Source organism: Mesorhizobium sp. M1A.F.Ca.IN.020.06.1.1 (genome assembly GCF_004023265.1).
Lineage (GTDB): Bacteria > Pseudomonadota > Alphaproteobacteria > Rhizobiales > Rhizobiaceae > Mesorhizobium.
Genome location: NZ_RZSR01001023.1, coordinates 1 through 2,064 on the forward strand (window position 1 = coordinate 1; position 2,064 = coordinate 2,064).

Genomic DNA, 2,064 nt, shown 5'->3' on the forward strand with positions numbered 1-2,064 from the left:
GTGCCGCCCGACCATGCGATGTGGATACCGGCCGGCATCGAGCATTCGGTCGAGATGCTGGGCGACGTCTCGATGCGCTCGGTTTATGTGGTGCCGGATGCAATTCCCGGCCTGCCGGAGGGCTTACGTGTCGTCGGCATTACCGAGCTGATGCACAGTCTGATCGTGGAATCGGAGAAGCTGCCTCAGGGCGGCGAGCTCGAAGGACGCGCCGGGCTGATCATGGGGCTCTTGCTGCATGAGATACCGAACCTGCCGGAGCGGCCGCTCGGCCTGCCTCTTCCGTCGGATCCGAAGCTCGCGGCGCTCTGCCGGCGCTTTGTCGCGGCGCCCTCGCCACATGCGACGATCGACGATTGGGCGGATGCCGCTGGCATGAGCCGGCGCTCCTTCACACGCGCCTTCCACCGCCAGACCGGGCTGTCGCTTTCCACTTGGCGCCAGCAGGCCTGCCTGTTCGCGGCGCTGCCGAGGCTCGCCGACGGCGAACCCATCACCAGGGTGGCGCTCGATCTTGGCTATGACAGCGTGCCGGCGTTCATCACCATGTTCAAGCGCATGCTCGGCAGCTCGCCGCGCGGCTATATGCGCGGCGCGCGCGAGTCAGGCGAGGGGCCAAAGCGATCAAGCGGCCCGGTTCAAGCCAGCAGCGCCGCGGCTTAGTCGAACAGGCTTGAGACCGATTCTTCTGTCGCCGTGCGCGAGATCGCCTCGCCCATCAGGTCGGCGATCGAGATGACGCGGATGTTGGGTGCGTCGAGCACGGCCTGGCTCGGCTGGATGGAATCGGTGATCACCAGTTCCTGCAGTTTCGAGCCACTGATGCGGGCAACCGCGCCGCCCGAGAGCACGCCATGGGTGATGTAGGCAGTGACGCTGGTCGCGCCGTTGGCGAGCAAGGCATCGGCCGCGTTGCAGAGCGTGCCGCCGGAATCGACGATGTCGTCAATCAAGAGGCAATCCTTGCCGGCGACGGCGCCGATGATGTTCATCACCTCGGATTCGCCGGGCCGCTCGCGGCGCTTGTCGACGATGGCGAGCTGCGCATCGAAGCGTTTTGCAAGCGCGCGCGCCCGCACTACGCCGCCGATGTCGGGCGATACGACGACGACATTGCCGAGCTGCTTGTATTTCGCCTTCACGTCGCGGGCCATCACCGGCACCGAGAACAGATTGTCGGTCGGAATGTCGAAGAAGCCCTGGATCTGGCCGGCGTGGAGGTCGAGCGTCAGCACGCGATCGGCGCCGGCGCGGGTGATCATGTTGGCGACGAGCTTGGCCGAAATCGGCGTGCGGCCTGAGGCGCGGCGGTCCTGCCTGGCGTAGCCGAAATAGGGAATGACCGCCGTGATGCGCCTTGCCGAGGAGCGCATGAAGGCGTCCATCATGATGAGCAGCTCCATCAGATGGTCGTTGGTCGGATAGGAGGTCGACTGCAGGATGAAGACATCCTCGCCGCGCACGTTCTCCTGGATCTCGACGAAGATCTCCTGATCGGCGAAGCGCCTGACGCTGGCCTTCCCCAGCGGGATGTTGAGATAGCGAGCGACCGCTTCGGCCAGCACCCTGTTGGAATTGCCCGCAAAAAGCTTCATGCACCGTTCCTGGTGAAGGATGGAGAGACCGGACAGACTCTCATGAGCCTTTATGCCGGGCTTTTAGCGGCCCGCGCCGGTATTGCAAGCCTCGTGATCGGGAATCGTTCGACAAGGCGCAACAAAGGCCGGCTGGATCGCAAGCCGGCAACAGGTTGGTCGATCAACCGGCGCCGTCGCCGCCGAGCCACGCGGTGAACTGGTCGATCGTCTGGTCGGCGATGGCCTGCATGGTCGCCGGCGCTACTGCCGGCCAGCCTTCGCCACTGCCGACCGAGGCCGCTTTCTGCTGGCCATTGATGCGATGCAGGCGGTTGCCCGACGGATCGTAGATATCCCAGACATAGATGACTGTGGTGTCCTTGCCTTCGGACATGGTCGAGAAATAACCCTTCAGCACATGCGTCGCCGTCTGGTCGGTGCTGCCGACAAGGGTCACGCCGCGCTGCCTGGCGCGCTTCTGCAATTC

The 2,064-nt window shown here is 64.6% G+C and carries 2 protein-coding genes and 1 pseudogene; 1 reads left to right on the top strand and 2 read right to left on the bottom strand.

The features are described from left to right. Positions 1–663: helix-turn-helix transcriptional regulator (locus tag EOA60_RS30430; protein WP_164899667.1), on the top strand; the 663-nt coding region annotated here is incomplete at its 5' end. Here the strand turns inward: EOA60_RS30430 and EOA60_RS30435 are convergent. Further along, positions 660–1,595 carry a ribose-phosphate pyrophosphokinase gene (locus tag EOA60_RS30435; protein ID WP_066994382.1) on the bottom strand — a complete coding sequence of 312 codons (936 nt, stop codon included), beginning with the start codon at positions 1,593–1,595 and terminating at the stop codon, positions 660–662. The genes EOA60_RS30430 and EOA60_RS30435 overlap by 4 nt on opposite strands. Before the next feature lie 163 nt (positions 1,596–1,758). Next, positions 1,759–2,064 (bottom strand): annotated as a pseudogene (locus EOA60_RS30440) (hypothetical protein); the annotation flags it as partial.

Excerpts from the sequence above, each read along its gene's own strand:
- EOA60_RS30435 (WP_066994382.1), bottom strand. The coding sequence starts at position 1,595 with ATGAAGCTTTTTGCGGGCAATTCCAACAGGGTGCTGGCCGAAGCGGTC.